Genomic DNA, 25,146 nt, shown 5'->3' with positions numbered 1-25,146 from the left:
CAAATAACTAAACCGTTCCATTTTGAGGTGCTTTTCATAATTGGTATATAAAAAAGTAGAACTCGCCGAAGTGAATTTTGGCGAGTTTCTTTGTTAGGAATACAAAAAACTGTTCATTAAGATCTCTTGCCCTACCAGCGAGAGTAAAATAAGCGGAGATTTTCCGGCTACGTTCAGAATGGAACTTGTTTTGGGGGTGAATAAGCGGAGATTTTCCGCTTATGAACAGAAAAATCACCCATATTTGTATGTTTTGAGCAAATAGACGGAATCTTTCCGTCTATTTCAGCTTTTATATAGATTCATAACTACTTAAGCGGAATCTTTCCGTCTATTTACCAGCCCTGGAGCTTAACCTGATCTCCTAACCGATAAGTGAAGTTTTGCCCACCTAGTCATGTGTCTATTAATAAAAATACACCTGACTGGATTCGGATTATTTACATTACAGCTATTCTTCCAATACGGATTCCAAAGAAGAATACCCATTTTCTTCTAATCGGAGATCATCGAAGCTATGCTTCATATGTAGGTCGATCAGTTCCAAGAGTGTCTGCTGATCCTTGTTTTCAATGGCCTTCACCATTTCCTCATGTTCACGGAATCGGACATTTTCCCCTGGCTCTACATGATAGAAAACATCAAATAAAAACAAATACACATTGGATTGGGTAAGCATTTCATCCATGTAGCGAATCAGGAATTTATTCCCGCTTATTTCTGCAAGGAACAAATGAAATTGCTTATTAAGCTCGACATATTTCAACAGATCCTTTTGTCTATACGTTTCCTGTTCTTCTTCAAGAAACATATAAAGCTTAGATATATCTGATTTTCTAACTTTAGGCAGGCCGTACTTTACGGTTAGAAATTCGATTTCTTTCCTTAATTCAAAAAAAGAAATGATTTCTTCCCTGGTAGGATGGACGACGAATGCGCCACGGTTCGGAATGATCTGAACCAGTCCTTCTGCTTCCAGCCGTTTCAATGCATGTCGGATAGGGGTCCTGCTTACAGCCATCTTCTGAGAGATGATTTGCTCGACCAGCTGAGTACCGGGTGCGATTTTCCTCGCCAATAAGGCGTCCTTTAGATGGCTATATACTTTTCGTTCTGTGGTCTGTCTTTTCTTCACGGTCATCATCCATTCAATCGAATATTTCCTTTTCTATCATATATGAAAAAGAGGCCAATCCAAAATCAGGTGCCTTCTATACAGAAGACACCTGACTTACGAACCAGCCTTTTAAGCGAATGATTTAAAATTATTGCCCCAGATTTCGTTCATGCTGTGTACCGTAATGAATGCTTTCTCATCAGTACATTGAATATATGATTTTAACTTGGAGAAGTCCTTGCGGCCGACAATGGTCGTGATGACTTCTTTCCGGTCATCGGAAAAGGCGCCTTTGGCTGAATGCACCGTAGCTCCTCTTTCAAGGTCTCCAACAATATATTCTTTGATTTCTTCGCTGTATTCGCTGATGATGACTACTTCTTTGTTTTCGTTGAAGAATTGAAGGGTGCGGTCAATCATCATCCCTTTCAACAGCAAGCCGAAGAATGCATATAATCCGACCTGAAGGCCAAAGAACCACGCAGATGCAACAACAATGAGAACATCTGAAGCAAGAACGGCACGTCCCAGTTCAAGTCCGGTAAATTTGTGGATGATTTTCGCCAGGACCCCTGTACCTCCGGCGGAAGCACCCTGATTAAATATCATGGCGACTCCGATAGCCCCAATCAGCGTCCCGATGACAATTTGAATCAGGACATCATGTCCGATTGGATTCTGAAGAGGATGGAACACCTCTAATCCCCACACCATCCCGCTGAGGGAAAGACTCGCGAAAACAGATTTCAGGCCGAAACTTGGACCAATCAATATCAGCCCAAGAATGAATAACAACATATCCAGTGTAAACATGATGACGCCGACAGGCAGGTCCATAAATTGAGCAAGCACGATGCCTGCTCCGCTCGTCCCGCCTGTGCCTACTTTATTGGGTGAAAGGAAAAAATGTATATTCAATGCGATTAAAAACGCACCAAGCACTATGTTTAATAAAGAGTGAACTTGTTTCATTATGGAGCACGCTCCTTTTGAGTAACGGTAGTTTGAAAAACAATCAACCCGATTATAAAGAGTGTATAACCCCCTGTAAATGATAAATTCTTATGAAAGCATTTACGTATAAAAGTTTTTATAATGCATGTTTTCTGACATTTTCGCTGCCGAAAATAGGGGAGAAAAATTGGTTGACTTTTTTACCTAAGGTGATTAATATTTAAACAGGTTAAATATTAAATGAATGAACAGAAATGGAGGGTGAACTTGGACCCGGAACAAATCCAGCAATCTTATATAGATCGTTTGTTTACAGCATTTCACTTAGCGAATCGTCATATTCAGCAGGAAATGTCACTTGCATTGAAAGATATGAAATTAACAGGTCCTCAGTTTTTCATCCTTTATCTCTTGTCGACTTCAGAAGATATGAAATCGACGGAACTGGCTGAGAAGTTAGATGTAAAGCCAAGTGCAATCACCGTCATGATCGATCGACTGCTGAAGAATGATTTGGTCCTGAGACAAAGGGATGAAAGGGACCGCAGGATTGTAAAGCTGCAGCTCACTTCACTCGGTCGAGAGATTTTCGAGAAAGCGAAAAGGAAGAGAAGAGAGATATTCTCCCGTTACCTTGCTTATCTCGATGAAGAGGATATCGATCAGCTTGTCACGATTTACGAAAAGCTGGCCACAGTAATCGAGAACAATACAGAAGAATAAGGAGAGAACACATATGTCAGTACAACCAGGAATCAACAGGCGTTTAGTCCTGACCGGTTTGATCATCGGAATGTTCTTCAGTGCCCTTGAACAAACGGTAGTCGGGACGGCGATGCCGACGATCATCGCCGAACTGAACGGCTTTTCCATCTTTGCGTGGGTAACCACGGCTTACTTAATCACATCCACTACAGTCACACCGATCGTTGGAAAATTATCGGATTTATACGGACGAAGATTATTATATTTAATCGGGGTCATCATCTTTATCATCGGGTCAGGCTTATGCGCCACGGCCACTTCCATGGAGCAACTTGTGTTATACCGTGGTCTTCAAGGAATTGGTGGAGGGATGATCATGCCATTATCCCAGACGATCATCGGAGATATCTTCACGGCTGAACAACGTGCGAAATGGCAGGGAGTATTCGGGGCTCTATTCGGACTGAGCTCTGTCATCGGTCCATTCATCGGAGGCTTCATCGTCGATACGATCAGCTGGCACTGGATTTTCTTGATTAACGTACCATTTGGCTTATTATCAGCCCTACTATTATTCGTCGGCCTGAAATATGAGAATGTCGGTCGCCCGACGGATAAGGTAAGCATTGACTACCTCGGAATTATTACCTTGATTCCTGCACTTGTCCTCTTATTGATTGGACTGAACTTCGGCGGGGATAAATTTGAGTGGGTTTCAGGAACGAGCTTCCTGCTATTCGGAGGATCCATCGTATTACTTTTAGTCTTTGGTTTCATTGAAAAGAAAGCGAAAGAACCGATCCTTGATTTAAGCCTGTTTAAAAATCGGGTATTTGCCACAACGAATGCCTTAGGTTTCCTTCTCGGGTTAGGAATGTTCGGAGCGATCATGTTCGTGCCGATGTTCATGCAGGGTATTCTCGGTGTGACACCGACTCAAGCGGGGTCTACCATGACGCCAATGATGATCTCACTAATTGTGGCCAGTATCATCGGAGGTAGATTATTATTAAGGCTAAAATACCGTACCGTGCTGACGGCCGGTATGCTGATCACAGTAGTCGGATTCTTCTTAATGAGTACGATGGGTCCTGCTTCCAAAGAATATACGGCGTATATGTATATGATTGTCATGGGATTCGGAATGGGTCTTGTCATGCCGACACTTATGATCGCGGTTCAGAACGAGTTCCCTAAATCCCGACTCGGGGCGGTCACTTCATCTGCAACCTTCTTCCGTTCCATCGGGGGAACGATCGGGATCACCGTTCTGAATGCTGTCATGAATCAATCTCTTCAGGAAAATATGAAGGATGTGGCAGAACAGGCGAAAAATCCTGCTGCAGGTCAAATTCTGAGCGGACTAAGCGAAAAAACGGACGCCTTGTTCGGACTGCTCGTGACACCAGGCTTGTTGGAAGTGCCGAAAGAAATCGGAAGCATTGTTATTTCTTCGATTGAAATGGCATGGTCCGATGCGTTCACAACCGTCTTCCTGACCGGATTGATCTTCATTGCCATCGGTGTTGGAGTGGCATTGTCGGTTGGAAATGGAAAAATTAAGCGTGATAAAGAGTTACAGGAAGAAGCGGAAAGGGAAGAAACGGTCCTTAAACCAGCTACTGAATAATATGAAAAAGCCTGCTTTGGATGATTTCGAAGCAGGCTTTTTGTTATTGCCTCATGGGTTTCGATTGGGGTGGATTTCAATTTTATCATCGAAAATTAAAATATATCAGCGAATTCTCGATATCAGCAGTTCCCCCAAATAAATACCCAAGCCAATCTCCCTCTTCTTCAATTATTAAATTTTCTGAAAATATATTGACAATTTTCAGCATTCACGTTATCTTTTGAGTAGTTAAATATAACACATATTTTTATAAACGAATAAATAACGTTATATAAATATATTTTTATATCATGACAGGGAGGCAAATACATTGATTTTGCATGAGATAGAAACGGCAAGTCGATCGCAAATGGAACGCCTTCAACTAGAGAGACTTCAACAAGTTGCTTCAGTCGTGTATGAACGGGTTCCTTTTTACCGGGAGCAATTTGAGAGAAGGGGTATCAAGCCCGAGGATATAAAGTCTTTGTCAGACTTAAAAATGTTACCGCTTACAATAAAGAAAGACCTTCGTGATCATTATCCGTTCGGACTGTTTGCGGTAAAGCGTGAGGAAATGGTAAGGGTACATGCTTCTAGCGGTACGAGCGGAAAGCCTACAGTCGTAGGCTATACCCAGAATGATATTGATATGTGGGGCGGAATCGTCGCCCGCGCCATCGCAATGGCTGGCGGTAAACCGGGGGATGTTCTGCATAATGCATATGGATATGGACTTTTTACCGGTGGACTGGGCCTGCATTATGGAAGTGAGAAGCTCGGGATGATCACGGTACCGGTGTCAGGGGGGAATATGTCAAGACAGATTACATTGTTGGAAGATTTTCAACCGACAGTCATATGCGGGACACCGTCTTACGTTCTGAATTTAGCCGAATCCATGGAGGCACAAGGAAAGGATCCCGCTTCCCTGTCCATTCATTATGGAATATTCGGCGCCGAGCCATGGTCGGATGCAATGAGGAAGACCCTTGAGAAGAAGATGGGTATTAAAGCATGCGACATCTACGGCTTAAGTGAGGTCATCGGACCCGGTGTTGCCATGGAATGTCATGAGGCAAGGAACGGCCTTCATATTGCAGAGGACCATTTTCTTGTCGAAGTCATAAATCCAGATACGCTTGAGCCTCTGCCGGAAGGGGAGGTCGGTGAGCTTGTGTTTACGAGCTTAACGAAGGAAGCCTTCCCGATCATCCGCTACAGAACCGGGGATATTGCGTCGATCCAGCATGGAACCTGTTCTTGTGGACGGACAACCGTGAAGATGTCCCGGGTGAAAGGAAGAGTCGATGACATGCTCATCATCAGGGGTGTGAACGTGTTTCCATCTGAAATGGAGCACTTTCTGCTTCAAGTACATGAGTTGGCGCCGCATTATCAGGTTCATCTAAAGAAAAAAGGGGCTCTTGATACAGTTGAACTTCAGGTGGAGGTCACGGATGAATGCTTCAAAGGGGTGTCTCAAGATTTAATGCATGAAGGAATCAAGGAGTTGGAATCCAGGGTGAAGAGCCTGATGAAAGATCGCTGCTACGTTTCCATGGATGTGAAGATCCGGGGTCCGAGAGAAATTCCGCGATCGGAAGGAAAGGCCATCCGGATTGTAGATCTTAGAGGAGAAGCCATGCTTCAATAATTTTTTTTGAGAAAAATAGTTATCACAAAATTCACGAGCATCGTGATAACCGTGTGATAAAAGGAGGGCTACGATGAGTGACGTACTATCAAATCAACCTTTGACGGAAGAAGAACGTATGGCTCATTTTATGAAAAAAATCGAAAACAACGAAAAGATCGAAGCTGATGACTGGATGCCGGATGAATACCGGAATGCACTGATCAAATTGATTTCCATGCACGGAATCAGTGAAATCATGGGGGCACTGCCCGAGAAGGAATGGGTCCCGAAAGCGCCGACCCTCAGACGAAAGCTTGGGATCATGGCCAAGGTTCAGGACGAGATGGGTCACGGGCAGCTTCTGCTTCGAGTGGCGGAAGATCTGATGAAGCCTTATGGGAAAACAAGAGAGCATATCATGAGAGATTTGTTTTCGGGAGATTTAAAGTTTCATAACGTGTTTCATATGGAAGCACCTACCTGGGGAGACGCTGGATTAATCGGCTGGCTTGTGGACGGGGCAGCAATCATCACCCAAACGAATATGCTCCATGCATCCTATGGTCCGTATGCCCGTGCGCTAAAGCGGATCTGCGCGGAGGAAGTGTTCCACGCCCAGCACGGTGAGGCGATCATCATGGCCCTCGCAGAAGGTACTCCTGAACAGAAGGCGCTGGTCCAGGATGCGGTGGACCGCTGGTGGGAATCGCTTCTTATGTTCTTTGGACCGGGAGATGCGAAGACAACCGGATCTTCCAAACAGGACATCACGATTAAGTACAACATCCGGACGAAAACGAATGAACAGCTGCGTCAGGACTTTTTCACGAAATATGTACCGAGGATCCTGTCGCTTGGGCTGACCCTTCCGGATGAAACGATGTACTTCGATGAAGAAAAAGACTTATGGATCTATAAGCAGCCCGACTGGAGCCGCTTTAAGGAAATCATCCGAAATAATGGACCGAAATCGAAGGAACGCCTTCGTTTGAGGGAGTTATCCTACGACAACAATGCATGGGTGCGGGAAGCATTAAGCCCTGGTGACCAAGTAAGTTAGAAGGGAATGAGACAGGATGTCAGATAAGGGGCAGAATTTTTATCAGGAGTTTGAAGTGTTTAGTAAAAGGACGGACGGGGCACAGATGCAGCATCAATTCAGTCTGCTTGCGCCCAATCATGAACTTGCCATGGTCATGGCCCAGGAGAATTTCATGAGAAGGGAGCCTGTTTCGGATATATGGGTCGTGAAGAGGTCGGATGTGCGGATGATGACACCCGGAGAAAGAGAGAGTGTCTCGCGACTTGATAATAAAGACTACCGGAACGCCAAGGGCTACGGTTATTTGAAAAAGAAGTGGAGACAGTACGAACAGGAAATGCTTGATGAGAAGGAAATCATGTCATGGGGAGAGTTGGTGAAGAAGAAATGAATGTGAAGAGTCCGAATGACATCCCGAATGCAGATTATAAGGAAGCCCTTTTGAGCCTCCTATATCAACTGGCGGATGACGATTTCATCCTCGCTTACCGAGGTTCTGAATGGCTGGGCCTCGCTCCCCATATCGAGGAGGATGTTGCGTTTTCGTCTATCAACCAAGACACGATGGGCCATGCGACGATGTTTTATCAGCTCCTTGAAGAGTTGGGAGAAGGAGATCAAGACCATCTCGCACATGGCCGTAAAGCAGGTGAAAGAAGAAATGCGATCCTGCTAGAAGAAGTGAACGGACCAGGAAACTATATGGAGGAACCCCGTTACGATTGGGCTTTCGCCGTTGTTAGACATTATTTCTACAGCGTGGCGAAAAAGGTGAGGATTGACGCATTAAAGAATTCCTCCTATGAACCACTTGCCGAAATGGCCATCAAGATCAACACGGAATTATATTATCACCTCATCCACTGGAAAACCTGGTTCATCCAATTATTGAATTCAGGCGGAGAAGCAAGAGAGCGGATGAATAAGGCGATTGAACGCGTGCTGGATGAATTCCAAGGAGTGCTCACTTTAGGTCCGGAGGGGAAAGAAATGTCCCTTATGGCTCTGATCGAAGGAGAAGAAATCTTGACGAAACGGTGGGAACTGGCCCTCGAGCCGGTCTTTAGATCCACTCAACTATCCTTTCCCCCGAACATAAGCATGAAAAAGGGAAATGGACGTTTAGGTGAGCATACTCCTGAATTAGATGCAGCGTTATCGACATTAAGCGAAGTCTATCAAACCAATCCCGCAGCAATCTGGTAAAGGATGAGGAGAAATGACGGCAACCGTATTAGATGTTCTTCAAACAGTGAAAGATCCTGAAATTGATTCCATCAGCATTGTGGACCTTGGTATGGTCAATCGGATTCATCTTGAGGACGATACCCTTGTCATCGAACTGCTTCCCACATTTGTAGGGTGTCCTGCACTGGACATCATCAAAGGGAATGTGGTGAAGGCATGCAGGGAGGAACTGGACATTCAATCCGTACAGGTGGAGTTCGTCTATTCTCCGCCATGGACATCGGATCGTCTGACCGTGAATGGACGGGAGCGGCTGAAGGAATTTGGCATCGCGCCTCCTCCTGAACATTTCACAGGGGAAGAAGATTGGCAGATTCACTGCCCGTACTGTGACTCCCCTTATACCTCCATGGAGAACCTGTTCGGACCGACCGCCTGCAGAAGCATCCTCTACTGCAAAGAGTGTCGGAACCCATTCGAAGCCATGAAACCAATATCCACGATGATGTAAAACCTATTAAACTATTGAAAATTAAAGGAGAGATTCCATTATGGTAAAACTGATTGCATTATACAAGCACCCTGAAAACAAAGAAAAATTCGATGAGCACTACTTTAACACCCACGGTCCAATCACGGCGAAGATCCCTGGACTTAAAAAGATGGATGTTACTCGCATCGTCGGTTCACCTATGGGCGGGGAGGGCAAATATTACTTAATGTGTGAAATGTACTACGAAAGCCATGAAGCACTGAAGGCAGCCATGAAATCCGATGAAGGAAAAGCTTCCGGGAAGGACCTTATGGGCTTCGCCGCAGATCTCGTCACCCTAATGATCGGCGAAGAAGTGAATGAGTAAAGAGTATGAATATATCGTGGTGAGCGAGAGGGACGGACTTGGCTTCATTGAATTGAACAGACCGAAAGTCCTGAACGCCATCAATCGTCCCATGGTATCTGAGATCGTCCATGCTTTCGAGGCATTTGACCGGAACGAACGTGTAAAAGTGATGGTGTTATCGGGTAAAGGAAGAGCGTTTGCTGCAGGGGCAGATATTGATGAAATGGCAGAGGACGGCGCAATCGATCTGGAGCTACTGAATCAATTCACCGAATGGGACCGCCTTGCCTGGATCAAGAAACCGATCATCGGAGCGGTTCAAGGATTTGCCTTGGGCGGAGGATTCGAGCTTGCCCTTTGCTGCGATCTTCTCTTTGCCGCTGAGGATGCGGGTTTCGGGTTTCCTGAAGTGAATCTCGGCGTCATGCCGGGCGCAGGTGGAACCCAGAGACTGACGAAGCTGATTGGAAAGTCCCGTGCCATGGAATGGCTGTTGTCAGGAGACATGTTCACAGCGACTCAAGCACTCCAGTGGGGAGTCATCAACAGAACGATCCCGAAAGAATTATTAATGGAAGAAACCGAGAAATTTGCGAGGAAATTAGCTGCAAAGCCACCGCTTTCCCTTCGCCTGATCAAGGAGTCCGTTCATAAAGCCGTTGATTCCTCAATCTATGAAGGAATGCAGTATGAGCGTAAGAATTTTTATCTTCTTTTTGCCTCTGAAGATCAGAAAGAAGGCATGAAGGCTTTCGTGGAAAAACGCAAACCTGATTTCAAAGGAAAATAAGGAGGCTGCAGCATGTTCGAAACGATTAAGTATGAAGTGGAAAATAACGTAGCCTGGATCACCTTGAACCGACCGGATAAGTTGAACGCATTTATCCGTCAACTGAATCTGGAAATTCAAAAGGCGGTCAAAGAGTCTTCGCGAAATGAAGAAGTGAGGGCGATCGTCATCACAGGGGAAGGCAGGGCCTTTTGTTCGGGGCAGGATCTGAGTGAAGTGGATGAAAGTATGGATCACGGTGAAGTACTCCGGAATAACTACGGACCGATGGTGAAGGAAATTGAGCAATGCGAGAAGCCGGTGATTGCCGCGGTCAATGGTGTGGCGGCAGGAGCTGGATTCAGCCTGGCACTGGCTTGTGATTTCAGGCTCGTGTCAGAGAAAGCAAGTTTTGTGCAGGCATTTGTACATGTCGGATTAGTCCCTGATTCAGGGAATCTGTATTACTTATCTCAAATTGTTGGATACGCGAAGGCATTGGAGTTGGCCGTATTTGGAGAGAAAATCAAAGCGGATGAGGCAGAAAGGCTGGGCCTTGTCACGAAAATCATCACAGTTGATGAATGGCAGGAAGAGACAGCTGCCTTTGCCGAAAGGATCGCCTCCATGCCAACGAAGGCAATCGGTTTGATGAAGCGGTTATTGAAGGGCAGTGGAGATCTATCCTTCAACGAATACTTAGAAAAAGAAGCCTGTGCCCAGCGGATCGCTGGCAAGACACAGGATCATCTCGAAGGTGTGACAGCCTTTTTGGAAAAAAGAAAGCCAGCCTTTCACGGAAAATAATTCAATCAAAAAGGAGATGGAGTTATGTCTACAGTAAAAGAGCAAAGCTTTGAAGTCCTTGAAATGAAAAGAGAGCATTATTCATTGGTGATCAACGGTCAACGTATGGAAAGTACGACGGGAGAAACGTTCACGACGTACAACCCGGCAACAGGTGAAGCCATCGCCACCGTTTCACTTGCATCAGTTGAAGATGCTGAAAAAGCGGTTGAAGCAGCCAGAAACGCATTTGATTACGGTAAATGGAAGAAGTTCCCGATCAATAAACGTTCACGTGTGCTTAACAAAATTGCAGGCATTATGAGATCCCGTTTCAATGAGCTTGTTTCCCTTGAAATCATGGACAGTGGGAAATCGCTATCCGCGGCACAAGGCCAAGTGATGCAGGCAATCGAAGACTTCGAATTTTATGCAGGAGCGATCGTGGGTCACCGTGGGACCGTCAATAACGTACCGGGTCAATTTACGAACGTTGCAGAGAAAGAACCCGTCGGAGTTTGTGCCCAGATCATCCCTTGGAATTATCCGTTGATGATGGCGGCGTGGAAGATTGCACCTGCAATTGCAGCGGGCTGTTCGGTTGTCGTGAAACCAGCGACGCTTACACCTCTGACAGCCATCGTACTTGGGGAAATCTGCATTGAAGCGGGAGTGCCTGAAGGGATTGTCAACATCATCCCGGGTGCTGGTTCTTCAGTAGGTAATTACTTAGTGGAGCATGAAAAGGTGGATAAAGTGGCCTTCACTGGTTCCACTCCGATCGGTAAAAACATTATGGAAAAAGCGTCTCAAACATTAAAGAGAGTCACGCTTGAATTAGGAGGGAAATCTCCTAATATCGTCTTTGAAGACGCCGATGTGGATGCAGCCGTCGACGGTTCCCTGTTCGGAATCTTCTATAATACAGGTCAATCCTGTGAAGCCCGTTCCAGATTATATGTGCACGAAGATATTTACGATGAGTTCATGGAAAAATTCGTTGAAAAGACGAAGAAGCTGAAGCTGGCCGATCCCCATGACAAAGGCACTCACATCGGGGCCATCATCAACCAGGATCAGCTAGATACGATCGATGGATATGTTCAGTCTGCCAAAGAAGAAGGAGCGACAATCTTAGCTGGAGGAAGTCCTACCAAAGTGGAAGGGTTCGAAAATGGCTACTGGTATGAGCCAACCATCATCACAGGTGTGAATCATGATATGAAGGTTGTGAAAGAAGAGATCTTCGGACCGGTCGTGGTCGTGATGAAGTTCAAGGATGAAAAAGAAGCGATCAAACTGGCAAACGACAGCGAATATGGATTAGGTTCTGCCGTATGGACTCAAAACCATGGTCGTGCCACAAGAGTATCGAAAGCGATCCAGGCAGGAATCGTCATGGTGAACTGTCCGTTCTCTGCGTTCCCTGGTACTCCATTCGGTGGTTACAAGCAATCCGGATTCGGCCGTGAGCTTTGCGTGGAGACGCTGGACCTGTATACAGAAACAAAGAGTATCATTTCTTACTTCGGTAACCGCCCGTTAAATCCGTTTGGTGTATAAGAAGACATAATCAAGCAAGGGGTTGCCCAATCAGGGTCAACCCCTTATTGCGAGAAAGGGGAAACCAGACATGACACAGCATATCGTCGTCGTAGGCTCCGGTGTGATGGGAAGAGGGATTGCTTATGTAAGTGCCACAGGAGGCTTCCGCACCACACTGGTTGATATTAATCAAGAACAGTTGGAGCATGCCAGAAATGAAATCGGGCTCATTTTCCAAAAGGGAATCGAGCGAAACAAGCTCACTCAGCAGGAGTATGTAGAAGCAAAAGAGCGTATGAGTTATTCAACGAATCTGTCCATTGCCGTGAGGGATGCCGATGTGGTCATCGAAGCCGTTCCGGAAAAAACAGACATCAAGCGTGGCGTATTCGAAGTGCTCGATGCCCATGCCCCTGAATATTGTTATTTGGCGACCAATACCTCTACCATGAGTCCGACTGAGATCGGCTCCTTTACGAAGCGACCCGACAAAGTGATTGCGATGCACTTTTTCAATCCTGTACATAAGATGCCCCTCGTTGAAATCGTGAAGGGATTGGAAACAAGCGATGAAACGGCGGAGGTCATCAGTCAGGTAGCCCGCATGATGGGGAAAGAAACGGTGGTCATCAATGAGTTCCCTGGTTTTGTCACAAGCAGAATTTCTGCACTTGTCGGGAATGAAGCTTTTTATATGCTTCAGGAAGGTCTTGGCTCTCCTGAGGAAATTGATAAAGCGATCAAGCTCGGCCTGAATTATCCGATGGGACCCTTTGAATTGGGTGATTTAGTCGGATTGGACACACGCTTGAACAATCTCAAGTACCTTCACGAAAAGCTCGGGGAGAAGTATCGTCCTGCTCCATTATTAGAGAAATACGTAAAGGCCGGACGCCTGGGGAGAAAATCAGGCAAAGGGGTCTATGATTATTCAGAAGCGAAGGAAAAGGAGCATCAGTCATGAGAGAAGTGGTCATTGTCGATGCTGTCCGTACTCCGATCGGAAGATATAAAGGTGCGTTGAAAGAGGTCCGCCCTGATGATTTGGGAGCTCATGTCATAAAAGCCCTGGTGGAACGGAACCCTCTCGTTCATGTAGATACCATTGAAGAAGTGGTACTTGGAAACGCAAACGGTGCCGGGGAGGACAATCGGAATGTCGCCCGGATGTCGACTCTTCTGGCAGGACTTCCTGTTGAAGTCGGAGCAACCACCATCAACCGTCTATGCGGTTCTGGACTGGACGCTGTGAACTATGCAGCAAGGGCCATTTTAGCAGGAGAAGGGGAGGTCTTTATTGCCGGCGGTACCGAGAGCATGACCCGTGCCCCGTACGTCATGGCAAAACCTTCAAAGGATTTTCCAAGAGGAAATATGGAAATGTTCGATACGACGATCGGCTGGCGCTTCGTCAATTCCCGTCTGAAGGATAAATACGGGACCGATTCCATGCCGGAAACGGCTGAAAACGTGGCGAAGCAGTTCGGCATTTCACGTGAAGAGCAGGATCACTTTTCTTATTGGAGCCAAATGAAGGCGAAACGTGCCATGGATGAAGAACGTTTCAAAGAAGAGATTGTACCGGTAGAGTTAAAGGATAAGAGAGGCAATGTCTCTACCTTTATGATGGATGAACACCCAAGACCGGAAACCAACAGTGAAAAGCTGCAAAAACTAAAGCCTCTGTTCCAAGGGGGGACCGTGACGGCGGGGAATGCTTCCGGAGTCAATGACGGGGCATCTGCCCTTTTACTTATGAGCAGGGAGAAGGCCGAAGAATTAGGCGTCACCCCCCTTGCCCGCTATGTGACGTCTGCCACTGCGGGCCTTGAACCTTCTGTCATGGGACTGGGTCCGATTTATGCCACACAGAAGGTCCTGAAGCGTTCAGGCCTCGCCCTTGATCAAATTGGCTTAGTCGAGCTGAACGAAGCCTTCGCTGCCCAGTCCATTGCCTGCATCCGTGAACTTGGACTGAGTGAAGAAATCGTCAACGTCAATGGCGGTGCCATCGCATTCGGTCATCCACTCGGAGCCAGTGGAGCCCGTATCCTCACCACCCTCCTGTATGAAATGAAGAAGAGGAAGGTTCGCTACGGTCTGTCCACCATGTGTATAGGTGTCGGCCAGGGAATCGCTACCCTGGTGGAAAACATAGATTCGTAATTGCCCTGTCATTGCAGGGCTTTTTGTGATTAAGACGATTCTTTTTTAGAAAGGATAGACGTGAGGTGATAGAGATGGAATTTGAAATCATGACAGTCGAAAGTGAGATCCCTTGCCTTGTCGTCGCAGATGAGGATAACGGCCGATTTATGATCAGGAAAGCCGATACAAGCGGGGAAGTGTTCAATAGCCAGGAGGAGCTTGTGAATTGGATCGAGGCGAACTGGTCCAAGGAGAAGGTTGTGAACACATATGATTTTGTGAAAATGCTGGAGATGTTGAGGGTGTATCATTGAGGATCAGGCTCTATGGGAAGAGCCTGGTTTTTTATTTAACTACTCAAATTCAAGAATATTCATTTATTCCCCTTGAATATTTATGATATTATATTAACTAATCGTAAAATTAACGTTATAAAAAGAACGTGATAGAACAAAAGGAGAGGCAGCCATGAATACAAGATCAATGATCTTTACACTATATGGGGACTATATTCGGCATTACGGAAATAAAATCTGGATAGGCAGTTTGATTCGCCTGCTGAATGAATTTGGTCATAATGACCAGGCAGTCCGAGCCGCGATTTCACGGATGAATAAGCAGGGATGGGTCCAGGCGGAGAAACAGGGAAACAAAAGCTATTACTCCCTGACTGAACGTGGTGAGATCCGAATGGAAGAAGCGGCAAACAGGATTTTCAAGCTGAAGCCCGAGCAATGGGACGGTAAATGGAGGATTCTGATGTATTCGATTCCCGAAGAAATCAGGAGCATACGGGATGAGCTGAGAAAGGAACTCGTATGGAGCGGTTTCGGAACCCTGTCGACGAGTACATGGATTTCACCTAACAACCTGGAGAAGCAGGTGCAGTCCCTGATCGGCAAATATGATATTAAAGAATACGTCGATTTCTTCATAGCAGAGTATGAAGGTCCCAATGAAAATCAGCGGTTGATTGAAAAGAGCTGGGATCTGAACGAGATCAATGACCGCTATCAGGAATTCATCTCACACTACAGTCAACAATATATGATTGATAAGAGTAAAATCGGAAAAGGGCAAATGAGCGATGCCGAGTGCTTCGTGGAAAGAACGAAGCTCGTCCACGAATACCGGAAATTCCTCTTCGTCGATCCGGGTCTGCCGGAAGAGCTTCTTCCCGAAAAATGGATGGGAGCCCACGCAGCCAATCTATTCGCTGATTATTACAAAGAACTTGCAGAACCGGCATCCCGATTCTTCGAAAGTGTATTCGAAGACGGCAACGAACTGAAAAACAAAGACCGGAGCTATAATGTGATGACTCATCCGTTATTGCTGGATTGAATTCAGTTGCATTTTTAGACACAGTATTAAAAAGAGTGGCAAAACTACTGGCATTTGCAATCCCGTTTTGATTTTATAGGTTGATATAAGCTGGTCAATTAGAGTATCCAGGTTCAAGAGAGGGCGCACTTATCAGTTGGGAGATCAGGTTAAGTACCAGAGCTGATAAATAGCCGGAAGAATTCCGCTTAATTCATCATGATGATTAAAAAAGGATGAAATAGCCGGAAAGATTCCGCCTATTGACCCGTAAAATACAAAAATGGGTGATTTTTCTGTGCATAAGCGGAAAACCTCCGCCTATTTATCCCCAACACAAGTTCAATACTGGACTTAACCGGAAAATCTCCGCTTATTTACTTTTGCTGGTTCTAAGACATCTTAGTTAAAAAACTACGATGATCCATATCAAAAGTATTTAAATAAGGATTTTGTAATCCTATTAAAGAAACTCGCCAAATTTACTACGGCGAGTTTTCCTTTTTTATATACCATATTGATGCTACTTAAAAAATGCACCTCAGAACGAAATGATTTAGGTTGCATTCGGCAGTTGGTTTTTTGAGGGACGGACCTCTATTTCTTTAGAAAATAAGAGAGTCCTACCAGCAATCCTCCTGAAATAAGCGAAGCATACCAAGGAAAGATGAATGAAGGCCCAATGTCAGGCAGGAAGTAAGTACTGCAAATGATGCCCCCCATTGATATCATGCCCATTGTTCCTGCTTTGATGGAGTCTTTCATAGGGGTTTGCTTCTCCTTGAACAGAGACTTCTCAATAATAGAAAAAATAATCTTTACACCAATTAAACTTGAGCAGAATATAACAAAGGCCAGGGTGGAGAACGTGACTGGGTAAACTTCATTGCTTATTTCTTTAAACATTGGACCTATCAATAATAAAAGTCCACGAATCAACAAGAAGTATCCGAATAAATTCAGGGCTAACGAGGATATGAATGTAGCGATACTCCTCTTCTTTTCCAAGGGCAGCTGCTCAATAATATCGTCTGCGTAAGCCTTTGGATCTTCTCCTAAAATCATTCTCGCTGTTTTTCCTTCACGCTGTCCATCGATGATGTGATCCAGGATCTCCATCAATATTTCCTCGGTCTGCTGCTCTGATAATGTAAGTTGAAGACGCATATATATTAGAAAATCCGAATAATACTTTTCATTTTCTTCCGACAATCCTGTTCGTTTCTGATTATTTAATTCAATTAATTGCTTTGCTTCAGTCATTCTTGTTCCCCCTTTTTAATAAAGCTGTGACCGGTAATACGATTTGTTCCCATTCCTTTGATATATCAGAAAGTGCCGTATGTCCTTCTTCTGTTAAATAATAGTACTTTCTGTTGGGTCCGGATTCTGAGGGCTGCATTTCCCCACGTATCAAATTGTTTTTCTGGAGCCTTAATAATACTGGATAAATTGTCCCTTCACTTACATCTTGTAATCCTGAAGTCTGAAGCTTTTTTGAAAGTTCATATCCGTAGACCGGCTCTTTCTCAATTACAGATAGGACGCAACCATCTAATATACCCTTTAATAGCTGACTGCGAATTGACATATGAATCCCCTTTTTGTGTATATTGCATTACAAGGTACTGACTGATAGAAAAGCTACCTTGTTTTACAAAGTAGCTTATTTCAGGATATGTGTTAAGGGATAATTTGTCAACAGTGAATTCAAAATAGTGGAAATAACATTTAACCTTGTCGAACAATTCCAAAAAGTATAACATTAATTTAACGAAGGGGGATTTTCATGAATAACTTAACGGACATACTACATATAAAATATCCAATCATCCAGGGCGGCATGGGGAATATCAGTAATGCTCCGTTGACTGCGGCTATCTCTGAGGCGGGGGCATTGGGTACAATCGGTGTTGGAACGATGAGTATGGAAGAAGTAGAAGAAATCGTTATAGATACGAAAAAGAGAACCGGCCGGCCTTTCGCACTGAACATACCTGTTGCCATCACTCCTCACCTGAAGGATATGATCAGGCTCGTCGTGAAACACGGGATACCGGTCGTATCCTTATCCGCAGGAAACCCGGCTCCATTCATTCCTTATTTCCAGGAACACAACGTAAAGGTGATTTGCGTTGTTGCTTCGAAAAAGCAGGGGAAGAAAGCGGAAGATGCGGGAGCAGATGTGATTGTGGCGGAAGGATATGAAGCTGCCGGGATTAATTCAAATCTAGAAACGACAACATTGGCGCTCATTCCTCAACTCGTCGATACGGTGAAGATTCCAGTAGTGGCAGCAGGGGGGATCGGTGATGGCCGTGGACTGGCCTCTATGCTTGCCCTTGGTGCCAGTGGGGTGCAGATGGGGACACGTTTCATTGCGACACAGGAAGCTCCTTTTCATGAAAACTATAAATCTACCCTTGTGGATGCAAAGGACGATAGCACCGTCATCGTGGGACGTTCCGTCGGCAGGGTGAGACGGGTGATGAAGACGCCATACGCAGCAGGATTGCTTCAAAAAGAGCAGGAGGGTGTGGCTCTTGAAGACTTCAGTGTGATGACTTCTGAGGAATATCATCGTATCGGTGCGCTTGAAGGGAAGTTGGATCAGGGCTTTATAAACGGCGGGCAGGTGTCGGGACTTGTATCCGATATTCCAACGGTAGCAGAGCTACTGGAGAGAATGGTGAGCGATGCAAAAGGGATTTTTAGAGAGCTTTCAACTAATGCTATGCGATTTTAATAGATGGAGGTTTCCAAAGCGCTGCTCCTTGTTGGGAGAGCGCTTTTTTTGGTTGAGTTCACAAACCTGCACAAGTTCAACAATTTTCTTCACAAATCCTACGTTCATGTCAGAAAGCTATAGCACAAAACTATTAAATAAGTCGGAATCGCAAATTTTTGGCCTCTTCGTGATAGGTAAGACGATAAAATTTGCGACTCAAAGACCATTAGACAAAGCTAGTCAAAAGCTATGACGCCACACCAACATCCATTCCACGCCAAATTTTCCTCAACTTCCTCTAGATATTCCCCTCCGGACCGTCTATACTAGTATTAATTTTTAAATTTTCCGAATATTATTGACTATTTTGTGACAGGAGTGATACTATAACGTTGTATTTACGTTGAATGGTATTTTTATCATACCTGGATTTGCTAGTCTTGCAGACTACTGATCATATATCTCAGGAAGAGAAAAAGGGGGATTTCTGTGAAGAAGAAGAGTTTATTACTTGTTGTTATCTCTATGTTATTTGGAATGCTGATTCTATCAGGATGTGGTAGTGATAAGAGCTCCGGCGATGGAGATGGTGAGAAGCAATACGTGATCGGGGTAACCCAAATCGTGGAACACCCGTCTTTAGATGCTGCGTTTGAAGGTTTTAAGAAGGCTTTGTCTGAAAACGGTTTCAAAGAAGGTGAAAACGTTAAATACGATGTTCAAATCGCTCAAGGGGATCAAAGTAACTCACAAAGTATCGCAAAGAACTTTGTCGGGGACAGTGTAGACCTCATCTTTGCAAACTCAACCCCAAGTGCACAGACTGCACTGAATGCAACGAAAGATATTCCGATCGTTTTCACGTCTGTTACGGATCCGGTTGGGGCTGAACTGGTAAAGTCCTTTGATGAACCAGGTGAGAACATTACCGGGACGACGGATACTCATCCAGAAGCCATTTCAAAAACACTTCACTTTATTACGGATGAAATGAAAGCGAAGAAAATCGGGATTGTGTATAATTCCGGGGAACAAAATGCTGTTGTTCAAGTAGCTGAAGTGAATAAGCTTGCTAAAGAAGCAGGTGTAGAAGTGGCAGAGGCTACGGTTTCAACGTCAGCTGATGTCAAACAGGCGACGGAATCCCTTGTTGGAAGAGTCGATGCCATTTACATCCCTAAAGATAATACAGTCGTTTCAGCACTTGAATCCGTCATTACGGTGGCAAACGACAAAGATATTCCTCTTTTTGTCGGGGAACTCGATTCATTGAAAAAAGGTGCGATTGCAGCAAGTGGATTCAACTATGAAGATCTTGGTTACCAAACAGGGTTAATGGCAGTGAAGATTTTGAAGGGTGAGAAAAAACCTTCTGAAATCCCTGTACAGGCTCCGGAAAACTTTGAGCTGATGTTCAATAAAGCAGCAGCTGAAGAACAAGGTGTGGAAGTACAGGAAGCCTGGTCAGATCTTGGAAAGTTTATAGAAGAACAATAGGAAGGGATGATGATTCGTGCCAACAGCTATATTCGCATCCTTTGAATCTGGAATCATTTACGCTATTATGGCCCTCGGAGTCTACCTGTCCTTTCGGATCTTGGATTTTCCTGATTTAACAGTCGACGGCAGCTTCGTAACCGGAGCCGCTGTCGCTGCAACCATGATCGTCAGTGGCGTAAACCCCGTTATCGCAACTCTTACAGCGATAGTGATCGGATTTGTAGCAGGGTGTATAACAGGATTACTTCATACGTTTGGTAAGATCAATGCCTTATTATCAGGTATTTTAATGATGATTGCCCTCTATTCCATCAATCTCAGGATCATGGGGAGATCGAATGTCCCTTTGCTTAGTCAGGACACTGCGTTTACAGGAGTAGAAGGGTTTTGGTCCCCTCTTGGAATCGATGCTGCCCTAAACAAGTTATGGGTTGCCGTGGGTCTCGGGGAACCTGTTCCTGGGACATGGAGTATTTTATTCATCATGACGATCATCACGCTTGTTATCAAGTTTTTGACAGATGCATTCCTGAAAACGGAAATCGGATTGGCGCTTAGGGCGACTGGGGATAATCAGCGGATGATCCGCAGCTTCTCTGCCAATACCAATCTGATGATCATTCTTGGATTGGGAATTTCGAATGGGATGGTCGCATTATCCGGTGCTTTGATCGCTCAGTACAGCCGATTTGCAGATGTCGGAATGGGGATCGGGATGATCATCATCGGACTTGCTTCTGTCATCATCGGTGAGGCGTTATTCGGAACCAAGTCCATCGCCCGCACGACCTTAGCCGTCATAGGGGGAGCAATTATCTATCGATTAGTCGTATCCATGGCGCTCAGGGTGGATTTCCTCGAAACAGGGGATATGAAACTGATCACGGCGACCATCGTCATCCTTGCCCTTGTCATGCCTAAAGTGATGGAGCGTTACAAGGATAAGAAACGAAAGGCGGATCGAATGGCAGAACGGGTAACTAAAGCCACGATATCGGAGAGAAAGGGTGATGGCGGTGTTACAGTTAAATCGAATTCATAAGGTATTCAATGAAGGGACACCAGATGAAAAAATCGCCCTCGATGATATCCAGCTCTCTCTGAAGCCAGGGGATTTCGTCACAGTCATCGGCAGTAACGGTGCGGGGAAATCGACACTGATGAATATCGTTTCAGGTGTCCTGATGCCCGATATCGGGAATGTTTTGATTGATGATCACGATGTATCAAAGGTTTCTGAGTATAAACGGTCTAAGCTGATCGGTCGCGTATTCCAGGATCCCATGGCAGGCACGGCCCCTTCCATGACCATCGAAGAAAATCTGGCGATGGCGTATTCGCGGAATCGGACCCGAACCTTCAAAATGGGGGTCACCAAAAAGCGGAAGCTCTTCTTTAAGGAAGTACTTGAATCCCTCCACCTGGGACTTGAGAATCGCTTGAACGCCAAGGTGGGTTTGTTATCAGGTGGTGAGCGGCAGGCCCTCTCCCTTTTGATGGCGACCTTCACCGAGCCGTCGATCTTACTTCTGGATGAACATACGGCAGCGTTGGATCCAGCCAGGGCAGACCTGATTACGAACCTGACGAAGGAGATTGTCGAGAAATATAAGCTTACTACTTTGATGGTTACCCATAATATGCAGCAGGCACTGGATCTTGGGAACCGGCTTATCATGATGGATAAAGGACAGATCATATTGGAAGTGAATGAAGAAGAGAAGAAGCACCTCACCGTCGAGGGACTTCTCCACGAATTCCAGCGGATCCGCGGCAGTAAGTTGGCAAGTGACCGCGCGCTTCTTTCATAGTATCGGTAAAAAGAATAAACAACCTTCAGTAAAAAGCAACGGGACTTTGGTTCCGTTGCTTTTTTGCGTAAAAGGAGGGACGGACCTCCGCATTAGGTATCGTCCAGCTCCGGCGGCTAGCCCCTCGAGGTCATAAGTCAAACAGTCCAAAAAGGCAAAAAACGCCTTTCCGGCCTGTTCGCCTTATGCTTGTCGCCTCTGGGCGAGCCGCCTCCGCTTTAGGTATCATCCAGCTCCGGCGGCTAGCCCCTCGAGGTCATAAGCTAAATGAGCCACGAAGGCAAAGAGCGCCTTCATGGCTCATTCATCTTATGCTTGTCGGGGCTGAACGAGCCGCCTCCGCTTTAGGTATAGGTCCGTCCCTCTGCATAACTTATATTAATATAATATTTTAAATATTATAACAATTTATTGACTAGTTATAAAACAAAATGTTATTATATCGTTGAATTAACGTTATATAAAAATATATGATTCGTTGGTTTAAAGGGGGAAAGCGATGAAGTCTGGATTAGTAGTAGGACGTACCGCCGTTGTATCGGCAGAGGTAACCCCCGGCATGTATGCCCAGTTTGAAGGGAACGTGGTACACCCTGTATATTCAACGGTTTCAATGGTATATCACATGGAATGGGCATCCAGAAAGATTATTCTACCCTATTTGGAAGATCATGAAGAAGGGATGGGGGCAAAGGTGAGCGTGGAGCATATGGCTCCGGCGAAGTTGGGTTCCTCTCTTGATATTAAAGCGAACGTCATAAAATATGAACGCAATATCATCCTGACCGAAGTGACTGTCATAGATAAAGAGAATGGCAGAATCATTGGAAAAGGTGAAGTGAAACAAGTGGTGCTCCCAAAAGAGAAAATCAAAGAAAGAATAGAAGAAAACTAGTATTGATCCACTTTTTAATCAAGCAGTAGAAGGAGGAAGATCAGTGACAAATGTATCGACAAAAGTGAAAGCGGTTACAAAGAGAGAGTTTACAGGGGGAAATGACATGGATATGTTCCAAAAGATACAAAACCATGAACAGGTCGTATTCTGTAATGATGAAGAAACCGGCCTTAAAGCGATCATTGCCATACATAACACCACTCTGGGACCGGCGCTTGGCGGATGTCGGATGAGACCTTATGCATCAGTCGATGAAGCTCTTGAGGATGTCCTCCGCTTATCGAAAGGAATGACCTATAAATGTGCTGCAGCAGATGTGGACTTCGGCGGGGGGAAGGCGGTCATCATCGGCGATCCGGAAACAGACAGACATCCGGAGCTGTTCCGTGCCTTCGGTCAATTCGTCGAGTCCCTTAACGGACGTTTCTATACAGGAACCGACATGGGGACCACCCCTGAAGATTTTGTTTTCGCCCTGAAGGAAACAAATTGTATCGTTGGAGTCAATGAAGAGTACGGTGGAAGCGGAGATTCATCCATTCCGACTGCCATGGGAGTCATCTATGGCTTGCAAGCTACAAACCGGAACGTATGGGGTTCGAAAGATCTTCATGGGAAAAGCTACGCCATTCAAGGGTTGGGAAAAGTAGGTTTTAAAGTAGCTGAGCGCCTTTTGGAAGAGGGAGCAGACCTTTATGTAACGGATATCAGCCAAAGGTCCATCGATCAGCTGGTTGCGAAAGCGAAGAGCATGGGAGCTGCCCTCAAGGTCGTATCAGGTGAAGAAATCTACTCTGTCGATGCTGATGTCTTCGTTCCTTGTGCCATCGGTGGAATCATCAATGATCACACTGTAGATCAGCTGAAAGTGAAAGCAGTAGTGGGATCAGCCAATAACCAGCTATTGGATCTCTCCCATGGGATGAAGCTTCATGAAAAAGGGATCCTCTACGCTCCTGATTACATTGTAAATGCCGGAGGATTGATCCAGGTAGCTGATGAATTATACGAACCGAACAAAGAACGTGTACTGCAAAAGACAAGCGCCATCTACAACAGCCTTCAGAATATTTATCTGCAATCAGAGAATGAGCATATGACCACGGTGGAAGCCGCCAATCGGTTCTGCGAGGACCGGATCCACGCGCGTACGCGAAGGAACAGCTTCTTCTCTCATGCGAAACGGCCGAAGTGGTCGGTTAGAACATAACAATTTGCAAACTAACATGCTGGGAACGTTCACCATTTGGGACAACAAACAGTTAAAGTGGCACAACAAACTCTAAAAGGGGCACAAGTTACTCCACGGAATAATCAATTCATAATAATGCAATGCATTTTTCATTCTTAAAGAGCTCTGTTGGCATTACCTATACAACTTTACGTCTAAATTGCCACAGGAAAAGCTAAATTCCAGTTATTTTTCAATAAGAGTGTCACGCACCACCAATAAAGCACCACAAGAGGTGATGAAATGATCCAGGAATTTCAACTGGTCCAGGTCATGGATCGACAAGGACAACTCATTCAAAGCGAGTATGAAAAAGACATTTCAGAAGAATTGGCCAGAAATTTTTACCGGCATCTCACCAGGATCCGCATTTTTGATCGCAAAGCGGTAAGTCTCCAAAGGCAGGGACGCATCGGGACGTACGCGCCCTATGAAGGACAGGAGGCATCCCAGGTGGGGAGTGCACTAGCCCTTCAAGAGAAAGACTGGCTGTTCCCGTCCTACCGAGATCACGGGGCCACTTTGACGTTCGGTCATTCCCTGCTTCATATTCTTCTTTTCTGGAAAGGTCGAAATGAAGGATGCGTGCCTCCTGAAGGGAAGAACATCTTCACTCCTGGGATCCCGATTGCCACCCAGCTACCCCATGCGGTAGGGGCTGCTTACGCTGAAAAAAGAAAGGGTACCCGAAATGCAGCAATTGTGTATTTTGGTGACGGCGCCACTTCGGAAGGCGACTTTCATGAAGGATTGAATCTGGCTAGCGTTTGGGAGGCTCCCGTTGTCTTTTTTAATCAAAATAATCAATATGCCATCTCCGTTCCCATTCATAAGCAAATGAAAACGAAAACCATTGCCCAGAAAGCACTAGCCTATGACATTCCAAGTGTACGCATCGACGGCAATGATGTTTTTGCTGTTTATTTTGAAACATTGAAAGCGTTGGAAAGAGCGAGAAACGGGGACGGACCTACCTTGATCGAGTCTGTGACATGGAGGTATGGGGCCCATACGACGGCCGACGATCCGACGAAATATCGGGATCAAGAGGAAAGCGAGAGCCGTCGCAAGGATAATGATCCCCTTGACCGTTTAACACACTTCATGAAAGAAAGAGGATGGTTGGACGAGGAATGGATGAATAGTGTTCAAAGGGAATATGCGAAGGAAGTGGACCTGGCCGTTGAGGAGTTGGAAGACTATCCCGCGGCTGACCCGGGTGTGATCTTCGATTATGTGTTTGCCACTCCTACGTGGACGATTCAGGAACAAAAAGAAAAGCTCCTTGAGCAATTGAGAGGTGAATAG

At 45.4% G+C, this 25,146-nt stretch carries 26 protein-coding genes; 22 read left to right on the top strand and 4 right to left on the bottom strand.

Annotated elements, in window-relative coordinates:
- Nucleotides 1-451 precede the first annotated feature (451 nt).
- Together KYJ26_RS13765 and KYJ26_RS13760 are read right to left on the bottom strand one after the other, a co-directional pair.
- Nucleotides 452-1,135, bottom strand: a complete 684-nt coding sequence (locus tag KYJ26_RS13765) for a GntR family transcriptional regulator (RefSeq protein WP_219167970.1) — start codon at nucleotides 1,133-1,135, stop codon at nucleotides 452-454.
- Between the two features lie 111 nt (nucleotides 1,136-1,246).
- Nucleotides 1,247-2,089 carry a YitT family protein gene (locus KYJ26_RS13760; protein ID WP_257475040.1) on the bottom strand — a complete coding sequence of 281 codons (843 nt, stop codon included), beginning with the start codon at nucleotides 2,087-2,089 and terminating at the stop codon, nucleotides 1,247-1,249.
- Nucleotides 2,090-2,338: 249 nt separating this feature from the next.
- Between KYJ26_RS13760 and KYJ26_RS13755 the strand changes: the two genes are divergently transcribed.
- From KYJ26_RS13755 to paaX, 15 genes are all read left to right on the top strand, one after another.
- Nucleotides 2,339-2,794, top strand: a complete 456-nt coding sequence (locus tag KYJ26_RS13755) for a MarR family winged helix-turn-helix transcriptional regulator (protein WP_219167969.1) — start codon at nucleotides 2,339-2,341, stop codon at nucleotides 2,792-2,794.
- A 13-nt stretch (nucleotides 2,795-2,807) separates the two neighbouring features.
- Entirely contained in the window at nucleotides 2,808-4,406 is a 1,599-nt protein-coding gene (locus tag KYJ26_RS13750) for an MDR family MFS transporter (protein WP_219167968.1), read from the top strand.
- 313 nt (nucleotides 4,407-4,719) lie between these two features.
- A complete protein-coding gene (locus tag KYJ26_RS13745; RefSeq protein WP_219167967.1) occupies nucleotides 4,720-6,045 on the top strand; it encodes a phenylacetate--CoA ligase family protein in 1,326 nt (441 codons plus the stop codon).
- Nucleotides 6,046-6,118: 73 nt separating this feature from the next.
- Entirely contained in the window at nucleotides 6,119-7,087 is a 969-nt protein-coding gene (paaA, locus tag KYJ26_RS13740; protein ID WP_219167966.1) for a 1,2-phenylacetyl-CoA epoxidase subunit PaaA, read from the top strand.
- A gap of 16 nt (nucleotides 7,088-7,103) precedes the next feature.
- Nucleotides 7,104-7,460, top strand: coding sequence for a 1,2-phenylacetyl-CoA epoxidase subunit PaaB (gene paaB / locus KYJ26_RS13735; RefSeq protein WP_219167965.1), 357 nt, complete (start codon nucleotides 7,104-7,106; stop codon nucleotides 7,458-7,460).
- Complete coding sequence (gene paaC, locus KYJ26_RS13730; RefSeq protein WP_374939764.1) at nucleotides 7,433-8,275, top strand: 1,2-phenylacetyl-CoA epoxidase subunit PaaC; 843 nt, start codon at nucleotides 7,433-7,435, stop codon at nucleotides 8,273-8,275. The genes paaB and paaC overlap by 28 nt, the downstream gene beginning before the upstream one ends.
- 13 nt (nucleotides 8,276-8,288) lie before the next feature.
- Nucleotides 8,289-8,768: a 1,2-phenylacetyl-CoA epoxidase subunit PaaD gene (gene paaD / locus KYJ26_RS13725; protein ID WP_219167964.1), complete on the top strand. Its 480-nt coding sequence runs from the start codon at nucleotides 8,289-8,291 to the stop codon at nucleotides 8,766-8,768.
- Between the two features lie 40 nt (nucleotides 8,769-8,808).
- On the top strand, nucleotides 8,809-9,117 hold the full coding sequence (locus tag KYJ26_RS13720) for an EthD family reductase (RefSeq protein ID WP_034760972.1): 309 nt from the start codon (nucleotides 8,809-8,811) through the stop codon (nucleotides 9,115-9,117).
- Nucleotides 9,110-9,889 carry an enoyl-CoA hydratase/isomerase family protein gene (locus tag KYJ26_RS13715; protein ID WP_219167963.1) on the top strand — a complete coding sequence of 260 codons (780 nt, stop codon included), beginning with the start codon at nucleotides 9,110-9,112 and terminating at the stop codon, nucleotides 9,887-9,889. The genes KYJ26_RS13720 and KYJ26_RS13715 overlap by 8 nt, the downstream gene beginning before the upstream one ends.
- A 12-nt stretch (nucleotides 9,890-9,901) precedes the next feature.
- Complete coding sequence (locus KYJ26_RS13710; RefSeq protein ID WP_219167962.1) at nucleotides 9,902-10,675, top strand: enoyl-CoA hydratase-related protein; 774 nt, start codon at nucleotides 9,902-9,904, stop codon at nucleotides 10,673-10,675.
- Between the two features lie 24 nt (nucleotides 10,676-10,699).
- Nucleotides 10,700-12,217, top strand: coding sequence for an aldehyde dehydrogenase family protein (locus KYJ26_RS13705; protein ID WP_219167961.1), 1,518 nt, complete (start codon nucleotides 10,700-10,702; stop codon nucleotides 12,215-12,217).
- A 70-nt stretch (nucleotides 12,218-12,287) separates the two neighbouring features.
- A complete protein-coding gene (locus tag KYJ26_RS13700) occupies nucleotides 12,288-13,163 on the top strand; it encodes a 3-hydroxyacyl-CoA dehydrogenase (RefSeq protein WP_219167960.1) in 876 nt (291 codons plus the stop codon).
- Nucleotides 13,160-14,365 carry a thiolase family protein gene (locus KYJ26_RS13695; protein ID WP_219167959.1) on the top strand — a complete coding sequence of 402 codons (1,206 nt, stop codon included), beginning with the start codon at nucleotides 13,160-13,162 and terminating at the stop codon, nucleotides 14,363-14,365. The genes KYJ26_RS13700 and KYJ26_RS13695 overlap by 4 nt, the downstream gene beginning before the upstream one ends.
- A gap of 74 nt (nucleotides 14,366-14,439) precedes the next feature.
- Entirely contained in the window at nucleotides 14,440-14,661 is a 222-nt protein-coding gene (locus KYJ26_RS13690; protein WP_219167958.1) for a hypothetical protein, read from the top strand.
- Nucleotides 14,662-14,815: 154 nt separating this feature from the next.
- Nucleotides 14,816-15,691, top strand: a complete 876-nt coding sequence (paaX, locus tag KYJ26_RS13685) for a phenylacetic acid degradation operon negative regulatory protein PaaX (protein WP_219167957.1) — start codon at nucleotides 14,816-14,818, stop codon at nucleotides 15,689-15,691.
- Between the two features lie 576 nt (nucleotides 15,692-16,267).
- Here paaX and KYJ26_RS13680 read toward each other — a convergent pair.
- Together KYJ26_RS13680 and KYJ26_RS13675 are read right to left on the bottom strand one after the other, a co-directional pair.
- Nucleotides 16,268-16,933, bottom strand: a complete 666-nt coding sequence (locus KYJ26_RS13680; RefSeq protein ID WP_219167956.1) for a DUF1129 family protein — start codon at nucleotides 16,931-16,933, stop codon at nucleotides 16,268-16,270.
- A complete protein-coding gene (locus KYJ26_RS13675) occupies nucleotides 16,926-17,261 on the bottom strand; it encodes a PadR family transcriptional regulator (RefSeq protein ID WP_219167955.1) in 336 nt (111 codons plus the stop codon). The genes KYJ26_RS13680 and KYJ26_RS13675 overlap by 8 nt, the downstream gene beginning before the upstream one ends.
- A gap of 198 nt (nucleotides 17,262-17,459) precedes the next feature.
- Between KYJ26_RS13675 and KYJ26_RS13670 the strand changes: the two genes are divergently transcribed.
- From KYJ26_RS13670 to pdhA, 7 genes are all read left to right on the top strand, one after another.
- Nucleotides 17,460-18,416, top strand: coding sequence for an NAD(P)H-dependent flavin oxidoreductase (locus tag KYJ26_RS13670; protein ID WP_219167954.1), 957 nt, complete (start codon nucleotides 17,460-17,462; stop codon nucleotides 18,414-18,416).
- A gap of 507 nt (nucleotides 18,417-18,923) precedes the next feature.
- Nucleotides 18,924-19,895: an ABC transporter substrate-binding protein gene (locus tag KYJ26_RS13665; protein ID WP_219168063.1), complete on the top strand. Its 972-nt coding sequence runs from the start codon at nucleotides 18,924-18,926 to the stop codon at nucleotides 19,893-19,895.
- A 16-nt stretch (nucleotides 19,896-19,911) separates the two neighbouring features.
- Nucleotides 19,912-20,940 carry an ABC transporter permease gene (locus KYJ26_RS13660; RefSeq protein ID WP_219167953.1) on the top strand — a complete coding sequence of 343 codons (1,029 nt, stop codon included), beginning with the start codon at nucleotides 19,912-19,914 and terminating at the stop codon, nucleotides 20,938-20,940.
- Entirely contained in the window at nucleotides 20,915-21,709 is a 795-nt protein-coding gene (locus KYJ26_RS13655; protein WP_219167952.1) for an ABC transporter ATP-binding protein, read from the top strand. The genes KYJ26_RS13660 and KYJ26_RS13655 overlap by 26 nt, the downstream gene beginning before the upstream one ends.
- Before the next feature lie 499 nt (nucleotides 21,710-22,208).
- Nucleotides 22,209-22,604: a thioesterase family protein gene (locus tag KYJ26_RS13650; protein ID WP_219167951.1), complete on the top strand. Its 396-nt coding sequence runs from the start codon at nucleotides 22,209-22,211 to the stop codon at nucleotides 22,602-22,604.
- Nucleotides 22,605-22,710: 106 nt separating this feature from the next.
- Nucleotides 22,711-23,817, top strand: coding sequence for a Leu/Phe/Val dehydrogenase (locus tag KYJ26_RS13645; RefSeq protein ID WP_219168062.1), 1,107 nt, complete (start codon nucleotides 22,711-22,713; stop codon nucleotides 23,815-23,817).
- 264 nt (nucleotides 23,818-24,081) lie between these two features.
- Entirely contained in the window at nucleotides 24,082-25,146 is a 1,065-nt protein-coding gene (gene pdhA / locus KYJ26_RS13640; RefSeq protein ID WP_219167950.1) for a pyruvate dehydrogenase (acetyl-transferring) E1 component subunit alpha, read from the top strand.

It is taken from the genome of Rossellomorea orangium, from assembly GCF_019334305.1.
Taxonomy (GTDB): Bacteria; Bacillota; Bacilli; order Bacillales; family Bacillaceae_B; genus Rossellomorea.
The sequence above is the reverse complement of the archived record's forward strand: the minus strand, read 5'-3'. Positions and strand labels throughout refer to the sequence as shown.

Excerpts from the sequence above, each read along its gene's own strand:
- KYJ26_RS13760 (WP_257475040.1), bottom strand. The coding sequence starts at position 2,089 with ATGAAACAAGTTCACTCTTTATTAAACATAGTGCTTGGTGCGTTTTTA.
- KYJ26_RS13750 (WP_219167968.1), top strand. The coding sequence starts at position 2,808 with ATGTCAGTACAACCAGGAATCAACAGGCGTTTAGTCCTGACCGGTTTG.
- paaA (WP_219167966.1), top strand. The coding sequence starts at position 6,119 with ATGAGTGACGTACTATCAAATCAACCTTTGACGGAAGAAGAACGTATG.
- paaB (WP_219167965.1), top strand. The coding sequence starts at position 7,104 with ATGTCAGATAAGGGGCAGAATTTTTATCAGGAGTTTGAAGTGTTTAGT.
- paaC (WP_374939764.1), top strand. The coding sequence starts at position 7,433 with ATGGGGAGAGTTGGTGAAGAAGAAATGAATGTGAAGAGTCCGAATGAC.
- paaD (WP_219167964.1), top strand. The coding sequence starts at position 8,289 with ATGACGGCAACCGTATTAGATGTTCTTCAAACAGTGAAAGATCCTGAA.
- KYJ26_RS13720 (WP_034760972.1), top strand. The coding sequence starts at position 8,809 with ATGGTAAAACTGATTGCATTATACAAGCACCCTGAAAACAAAGAAAAA.
- KYJ26_RS13715 (WP_219167963.1), top strand. The coding sequence starts at position 9,110 with ATGAGTAAAGAGTATGAATATATCGTGGTGAGCGAGAGGGACGGACTT.
- KYJ26_RS13710 (WP_219167962.1), top strand. The coding sequence starts at position 9,902 with ATGTTCGAAACGATTAAGTATGAAGTGGAAAATAACGTAGCCTGGATC.
- KYJ26_RS13705 (WP_219167961.1), top strand. The coding sequence starts at position 10,700 with ATGTCTACAGTAAAAGAGCAAAGCTTTGAAGTCCTTGAAATGAAAAGA.
- KYJ26_RS13700 (WP_219167960.1), top strand. The coding sequence starts at position 12,288 with ATGACACAGCATATCGTCGTCGTAGGCTCCGGTGTGATGGGAAGAGGG.
- KYJ26_RS13695 (WP_219167959.1), top strand. The coding sequence starts at position 13,160 with ATGAGAGAAGTGGTCATTGTCGATGCTGTCCGTACTCCGATCGGAAGA.
- KYJ26_RS13690 (WP_219167958.1), top strand. The coding sequence starts at position 14,440 with ATGGAATTTGAAATCATGACAGTCGAAAGTGAGATCCCTTGCCTTGTC.
- paaX (WP_219167957.1), top strand. The coding sequence starts at position 14,816 with ATGAATACAAGATCAATGATCTTTACACTATATGGGGACTATATTCGG.
- KYJ26_RS13680 (WP_219167956.1), bottom strand. The coding sequence starts at position 16,933 with ATGACTGAAGCAAAGCAATTAATTGAATTAAATAATCAGAAACGAACA.
- KYJ26_RS13675 (WP_219167955.1), bottom strand. The coding sequence starts at position 17,261 with ATGTCAATTCGCAGTCAGCTATTAAAGGGTATATTAGATGGTTGCGTC.
- KYJ26_RS13670 (WP_219167954.1), top strand. The coding sequence starts at position 17,460 with ATGAATAACTTAACGGACATACTACATATAAAATATCCAATCATCCAG.
- KYJ26_RS13665 (WP_219168063.1), top strand. The coding sequence starts at position 18,924 with ATGTTATTTGGAATGCTGATTCTATCAGGATGTGGTAGTGATAAGAGC.
- KYJ26_RS13650 (WP_219167951.1), top strand. The coding sequence starts at position 22,209 with ATGAAGTCTGGATTAGTAGTAGGACGTACCGCCGTTGTATCGGCAGAG.
- KYJ26_RS13645 (WP_219168062.1), top strand. The coding sequence starts at position 22,711 with ATGGATATGTTCCAAAAGATACAAAACCATGAACAGGTCGTATTCTGT.
- pdhA (WP_219167950.1), top strand. The coding sequence starts at position 24,082 with ATGATCCAGGAATTTCAACTGGTCCAGGTCATGGATCGACAAGGACAA.